The sequence below is a fragment of the Kitasatospora sp. NPDC056651 genome (genome assembly GCF_042792155.1).
Classification (GTDB): Bacteria; Actinomycetota; Actinomycetes; order Streptomycetales; family Streptomycetaceae; genus Kitasatospora.
The window spans coordinates 33,624-40,668 of sequence record NZ_JBHTWX010000082.1; the positions used below are offsets into that span (position 1 = coordinate 33,624).

A 7,045-nucleotide genomic window follows, 5' to 3' on the forward strand; every position below is an offset into this window, starting at 1 on the left:
ACCAGGCAGCCCGACGCCCCCCGCACCACCGGGGCCGACGGCCGTCCCACCGCCTCGACCAAGGAAGGGCCCTGATGACCGAGAAACTCTGGGGTGGACGCTTCGAGGAGGACATCACCCGTGACGTCCTCGACTACACCCTCACCACCGACGTCGACGTCCGGCTGGTCTTCGCCGACCTGTGGCAGGACATCGCCCACGTCCTGATGCTCGGACGGCAGGGCATCATCCCCGCCGACAACGCCCGCAAGATCCTCGCCTCCCTGCTCGACCTGCACGAGAAGCACGAGAACGGCGAGCTGCGGCTGCGTCCCGAACTGGAGGACGTCCACTTCAACATCGAGCAGCTGGTCATCGACGACCTCGGCCGCGAGGTCGGCGGGCACATGCACACCGCCCGCTCCCGCAACGACCAGGTCTCCACCGACACCCGGATGTACCTGCGCCGCGCCCTGCTCGAAGCGATCGACGCCAACCTCGAACTCATCGCCGAGCTGCTCTCCTTCGACGAGCAGGACCTGCTGGCGATCCTGCCCGGCTACACCCACTCCCAGGCCGCCCAGCCGGTCTCGGTCGGCTTCTGGAAGACCGCGCACGCCAGCATGCTGCTGCGCGACGTCGAGCGGCTGCGCGCCGCCTACACCCGCGCCGACGCCTCCCCGCTCGGCGCCTGCGCCCTGGCCGGCACCAGCTTCCCGCTGGACCGCGACCTGACGGCCCGGCTGCTGGGCTTCGGCGCCGTGCTCACCCACGCCCTGGACGCCACCAGCGCCCGCGACCACGTCATCGAGGCCGCCGCCGCGTTCGCCATCGGCAGCAACAACCTCTCCCGGATGGCGGAGGAGGTCGTCATGTGGTCGGGCCACGAGTACAGCCTCGTGGAGGTCTCCGACGCCTACGCCACCGGCAGCTCGATCATGCCGCAGAAGAAGAACCCGGTGGTCGCCGAGCTCACCCGCGGCCGCGCCGGACGCACCGCCGGCACCCTGGTCCAGCTGCTCACCATGGCCAAGTCCGTCACCCTCGGCTACAGCTGCGACCTCCAGGAGGACAAGCCCTTCCTCTGGCAGGCCATCGACGCCTACACCGCCACCGTGCGCATCACCACCGGCCAGACCCGGGGCCTGCGCTTCGACACCGCGCGCGGCGAGAAGCTGTGCTGGGACAACTTCTCCACCGCCACCGAACTGGCCAACTACCTGGTCTCGGACCGGGACCTGCCCTTCCGCGAGGCCCACCACGTGACCGGCTCGCTGGTCGGCGCGCTGATCAAGGAGGGCGCCACCCTGCGGGACGTCCCGCTGGCCGCCCGGATCCTCGTCGACCTCGGCCACCCGGTGCCCGAGACCGTCCTGGCGGACCTGCTGGCGCCGCGCACCGCCGTCACCAGCTACACCTCTGCCGGCGGCACCTCCCCGCAGAGCGTCTCCGCCGTGCGCGAGGAACTGCTGCGCGGCGCCGGCACCCACACGTCCTGGGCCGAGGAGGCCCGCACCGGCCTGGACCACGCCCTGACCACCACCCTGGCGACCGCCCGCAAGGTCGCCGACGGCGCGGACTTCGCCGCCGAACTGGAGAGCGCCGTCGGCGCCCTGGCCTCCTCCACGGCCGCCACCGCCACGACCGCCGCCACGACCGCCGCCACCACGTCGACCCAGGGAGCCTGACCATGAAGATCGTCCTGGCCTACTCGGGCGGACTGGACACCTCCGTCGCCCTGCACTGGCTCAAGGAGCGCTACGACGCCGAGGTGATCGCCTTCTGTGCCGACATCGGCCAGCTGGAGTCCCTGGAGGCCGTCAAGCAGCGCGCCCTGGACACCGGCGCCGCCAAGGTCTACATGGAGCCGCTGACCGACCGCTACCTGAGCGACTTCGCCCTGCCCGCCCTCCAGGCCCACGCCGCGTACGAGAACAAGTACCTGCTGGCCGCCCCGCTCTCGCGCCCGCTGATAGCCCAGCGCATGGTGGAGATCGCCCACCAGGAGGGCGCCGACGCCGTCGCCCACGGCGCCACCGGCAAGGGCAACGACCAGGTCCGCTTCTACACCTCCGTCACCGCCCTGGACCCGGGCCTCAAGGTGCTCGCCCCCGTCATCGACTGGGAGCTGACCGACCGCGACTCGGAGATCGCCTACGCCCGGAAGCACGGCATCCAGGTCTCGGTGACCAAGGAGAACCCGTACAGCATCGACACCAACATCTGGGGCACCAGCATCGAGTGCGGCGAGCTCGACGACATCACCGCCGCGCCCCCCGCCCGCGCCTGGCAGCTCACCGCCGACCCGGCCGCCGCCCCGGACACCCCCGAGGACGTCGCCATCGGCTTCGAGGCGGGCGTGCCCGTCTCCCTGGACGGCGAACGGCTGCCGCTGGCCGAGCTGGTGCGCCGGCTCTCCGAGCGCGCCGCCCCGCACGGCGTCGGCCGCGTCGACATCGTCGAGAGCCGCATCGTCGGCTTCAAGACCCGCGGCATCTACGAGGCCCCCGCTGCCACCGTGCTGATGGCCGCGCACGCCGAGCTCGAAGCGATCGTGCTCGACCGCGAGACCCTCCACCACAAGCAGGCCATGTCCCTGCGCTACGCCGAACTCACCTACTACGGCTACTGGTTCTCCGACCTGCGCCGCGCCATGGACGCCTTCGTCGGCTCCCTCCAGCCCCAGGTCACCGGCGAGGTCACCATGCGGCTGTTCAAGGGCGGCTGCACCGTGCTCTCCCGCACCTCGCCCAACTCCCGCTACAGCAACCGCCTGGCCACCTACGAGGCCGGCGACACCTTCAACCACGCGGCCGGCGCCGGCTTCGCCTACGTCTGGGCCCTGCCGCTCACCCGCCCCTGACCGGTCCCCGCCCCTCCGGTCCATCCGGCCCGTCCGGCCCGACCCGCCCGTCCGGCCCGACCCGACCCGACCGGCCCGTCTCGCCCGTCCCGTCCGCCGTTCCGCCGAAAGGACACACGACCGTGCGCATCGTCTTCATGGGCTACCAGACCTGGGGCCACCGCGTGCTGGAGGCCCTGCTCGCCTCCGACCACGAGGTGCCGCTGGTGATCACCCACCCCAGCAGCGACCACGTCTACGAGACCATATGGAACGACTCCGTCATCGAGCTGGCCCGCAGCCGCGACATCCCCGTCATCGAGCGCAAGTACGCCAACGACGACGAGGTCGCGGGGCTGCTCAAGGAGATCGAGCCGGACCTGCTGGTCTCCTCCGACTGGCGCAGCTGGGTGGCGCCGCACATCTACGACCTCGCCCGCTACGGCGCCATCAACATCCACGACGCCCTGCTGCCCCGCTACGGCGGCTTCGCCCCGCTGAACTGGGCCCTCATCAACGGCGAGCCCGAGGTCGGCGTCACCGTCCACTTCATGAACGAGCAGTTCGACCTCGGCGACATCGTCGTGCAGAAGCGCGTGGCCGTCGAGGACACCGACACCGCCACTGACCTGTTCCACAAGACCGTCCGGCTCTTCGCCCCGGCGACGCTGGAGGCCCTCGACCTGATCGGCTCGGGCCGCACCACCTGGACCAAGCAGGACCCGTCCCAGGCGACCTTCTTCCACAAGCGCTCCGTCGAGGACAGCCGGATCAGCTTCGACTGGAGCGCCGGCGACATCCGCAACCTGGTCCGCGCCCAGGTCGACCCGTACCCCAACGCCTTCGCCTACTACAAGGGCGAGCGGGTGCGCATCCTCTCCACCTCCGTCTCCGCCGACCGCCTGGGCGGCACCCCCGGGCGGGTCTTCCGCCCCGAGGGCGAGAGCGGCGTCGCCGTGGTCTGCGGCCCGCAGTCCCACCGCGGCACCGAGCACGGCCTGGTGATCGAGCGGCTGCGCACCGACGACGGCACCGAGCACACCGGCGCCGAGTTCTTCACCACCATGGGCGGCTACCTGACCAGCAGGCCCTGACGCCCCTCACCCGCACACCGCGCGGGACGCCCCCACCAGGGCGTCCCGCGCTGCCTGCTCACCCTCCTGGAGGCACCCCCGTTGGCTGTGATCCTGGCCCTCATGTCCGCCATGGTCCTCGGAGCCGCCGACTTCACCGGCGGCCTGGCCACCAAGCACGCCCGCGCCACCTCGGTGGTGTTCTGGTCCAACGTCACCGGACTGGTCACCGCGTTAGCCCTCGCGGGTCTGCTGTCCACCACCGGCACCAGCGTCCACGACGCCATCTGGGGCTCCGCGGCCGGCCTGTGCGGCAGCATCGGGGCGGTTCTGCTCTACCGGGCACTGGCCTCCGGGGTGATGAGCCTGGTCGCCCCCACCACGGCGGCGGCCGCGGCCGCGTTGCCGGTGATCGCCGGGGTGCTGACGGGAAACCACCTCACCCTGCTCGGCGTGGTCGGCATCGCCACCGCGCTCGTCGCCGTCCTGCTGGTCTCGCTCACCGGCGGCGACCCGGAAGCCGCTCCCGATGCCATGGAGACCGTGGAGGAGCGGGCCCGGCGCCGTTCCAAGGCCGCCGGCGCCGTCGTCTGGGCGCTGCTGGCCGGCACCGGCTTCGGCCTCTACTTCGTCTTCCTCCAACGCGCCCCCACCCACACCAGCCTGTGGCCGCTGGTGTGGACCCGCTGCGCCTCGCTGACGATGCTGCTGATCGCCGCGGTGTTCGCGCGCCGCGCCCCCGTGCTGCCCCGCAACGTCGCGCTGATCGCCCCGCTGTCGGGACTGCTGGACATGGCCTCCAGCGCCCTCTACCTGGTCGCCGTGCGCAACGGCACCCTGGCCGTCATCGGCCTGCTGGCCTCCCTCTACCCCGTCAGCACGGTGCTCCTCGCCCGGATCGTCCTCAAGGAGCGGATCCGCCCCGTCCAGCACCTGGGCGTGGTCCTGGCCCTGGGCAGCGTCGTCCTGCTCGCCTGGAACTGACGGGGGAACCGGCTGACACACTGACGCCCCCCCCTGTCGACGCGGCACCACCGCATCCGGAAATTCCGGGAGTTCGCAGGTCGGAACAGCTGACCTGAGCGAATCTCCCGGATATCCGGTCCGGCATGACCTGTCATTTCGTGTTCGGATCGTTGCTCCGACACGGGCGGGTCGTGTCGGGCTTCGGGCTGATCATCTGGAATGCTGTTCCCCGTCCGCTGTCCATGGCTTGCGCGGCGGACATCCGCAGTACCGGGCACTCGGCCCGGGAAGCCCACGGAGAGAACGGAACATCATGAAGCCATCCGTGCTTGTCGTGTCCACCGACCCGCAAGGGTCCGCCGTCGTCTGGGCGGAGCGGGTGGGAGACAACCTGCCCTTCGACTTCATGGCGGCACACGACGACGCCGAGCAGCTGGTCAACCTGAAGAACACCGGCGCCAAGATCCACGTCATCGCCAACCAGAAGGGCGGCGTGGGCAAGACCACCACCACGGTCAACCTCGCGGCGTGCACCTTCGACGTCCTCGGCGAGAAGGACGAGTACCAGCACATCTTCATCGACACGCCGGGCACCCTGGCCGACGAGGAGATCCTGCGCAGGGCGCTGGAGATCGCGGACGACGTCCTGGTCCCGATGATCACCGAGCCGCTGTGCTTCGACCCGACGGCCCGGACCATCCAGAAGGTCATCGAGCCGATGGACATCCCCTTCCGCGTCGTCGTCAACAACTGGGACCCGCGCGACGGACGCGCCGACCTGGAGGACACCGAGGCGTACATCGCCGCGAAGGGCTGGCCCCACGCCAAGACCGTCCTGCGCCGGTACAAGATCCACTCGCGCGCGGTGGCCGAGGGAACGGTCGTCACCCAGTACAAGGAGAGCGGCACCGCCTACCGGGCCCGCGAGGACTTCTTCCGCCTGTCCCTCGAACTCGGTTACGGGGGCCGCTGATGGCAGGCCGCCGCGTCTCCTTCGCCTCGATGGCCGCCGACCCGGTGGTCGACGCCCCCGGGGTGGACAGCACCGAGAACACCCCGGCGGCCCGGTGGATCCCCACCGCCAGCTGCCTGCCCAACCCGCGCAACCCCCGCGACGAGCTGGGCGACCTCTCCGACCTGGCGAGCATCAAGGACCGCCAGCTGCAGAGCTGCCTCGCCGTCACCCCGGCGGCCTACCTGCGGCTGTGGCCGGAGGACCGGCAGACACTGGGCGCCGGCCCGCAGGACGTGATCATCGTCAACGGCAACCGCCGCCGGGCGGCCGCCGAGCTGTACGGGCGCGAGCAGCTGCTCGTCGTCGTGGACGACTCGGTCGCCGAGTCCAAGGCGACCCTGCTGCGGGCCGCGCTCGACGAGAACATGGCGCGCAAGGACTTCGACCCGATCGAGGAGGCCAACGCGGTCCTCCTCATCGTGGCGCAGTACCCCACCGCCAAGGAGGCCGCCGAGGCCGAGGGCTGGTCGCAGAGCTGGATCTCGCACCGCAAGAACCTGCTCAAGCTCCACCCCGACCTCCAGCGGCAGGTCCGGGCCAAGGCACGCGGCGAGGACGGCGTCTCCATCAACGTCGCCCGCCGGCTCGGCTCGGTGAAGGGCATCGAGGCGATGTCCCTGGCCGAGCAGGCGGCGGAGCTGGAGCAACTGCTCCAGGCCGACGCCGAGGCCGTGGTGGCCAGGCGGGCGGCGAAGGCGGAGGCCAAGGCCGCGGCCGCGGCCGCCGCCCCCAAGGCGACTGTCGACGCCCCGGCGCCGCCGCCCGCCGCCGCCCCGGCTCCCGCGCCCGTCCCGGCGGCCCAGCCGGCTCCCGCCGCCCCCCGGCCGGAACCCGAGCCCGCGGCCCCCCGCCCGGAGCCCGCGCCCCGCCCCTCGGCCGCGAGCCCTGAGCCCGCTCAGCGCCCCGACCGATTTTCCGCGGAAAATTCCGAGTCCCTCCCGATGCCGGAACAGCGAGCCGTCGCCACCCCGTCGGCCGACCCGGCGCCGGCGACCCCGGATGAGGAACTCGACGCCGTCGACTGGCACAACGTCGAGGAACTGGCGGACGCCATCTGCCGCACCCTCTCCGCCGACGAGGCCTACCGCCTCGACTACGCCCTGGCCAACCGCCTCCTGACGACGGGCGCCTGACCCACCCCCGGTGTCCCGCGTCCCGCCCACCCGGCGG

6 protein-coding genes are annotated in these 7,045 nt (G+C 71.7%); all 6 read left to right on the top strand.

Annotated features, from left to right (window positions below; translation table 11 throughout):
• Positions 1-74 precede the first annotated feature (74 nt).
• The 6 genes from argH (at position 75) to ACFRAR_RS27395 (ending at position 7,008) form a co-directional block, all read left to right on the top strand.
• Positions 75-1,667, top strand: coding sequence for an argininosuccinate lyase (gene argH, locus ACFRAR_RS27370; RefSeq protein WP_380700861.1), 1,593 nt, complete (start codon positions 75-77; stop codon positions 1,665-1,667).
• Between the two features lie 2 nt (positions 1,668-1,669).
• A complete protein-coding gene (locus ACFRAR_RS27375; RefSeq protein ID WP_380700862.1) occupies positions 1,670-2,842 on the top strand; it encodes an argininosuccinate synthase in 1,173 nt (390 codons plus the stop codon).
• A gap of 122 nt (positions 2,843-2,964) precedes the next feature.
• Positions 2,965-3,915 carry a methionyl-tRNA formyltransferase gene (locus ACFRAR_RS27380; RefSeq protein ID WP_380700863.1) on the top strand — a complete coding sequence of 317 codons (951 nt, stop codon included), beginning with the start codon at positions 2,965-2,967 and terminating at the stop codon, positions 3,913-3,915.
• A 102-nt stretch (positions 3,916-4,017) separates the two neighbouring features.
• Positions 4,018-4,878, top strand: coding sequence for an EamA family transporter (locus ACFRAR_RS27385; protein WP_380700864.1), 861 nt, complete (start codon positions 4,018-4,020; stop codon positions 4,876-4,878).
• A gap of 295 nt (positions 4,879-5,173) precedes the next feature.
• Entirely contained in the window at positions 5,174-5,833 is a 660-nt protein-coding gene (locus tag ACFRAR_RS27390) for a ParA family protein (protein WP_380700865.1), read from the top strand.
• Positions 5,833-7,008, top strand: a complete 1,176-nt coding sequence (locus ACFRAR_RS27395) for a ParB/RepB/Spo0J family partition protein (protein ID WP_380700866.1) — start codon at positions 5,833-5,835, stop codon at positions 7,006-7,008. The genes ACFRAR_RS27390 and ACFRAR_RS27395 overlap by 1 nt, the downstream gene beginning before the upstream one ends.
• Positions 7,009-7,045 lie beyond the last annotated feature (37 nt).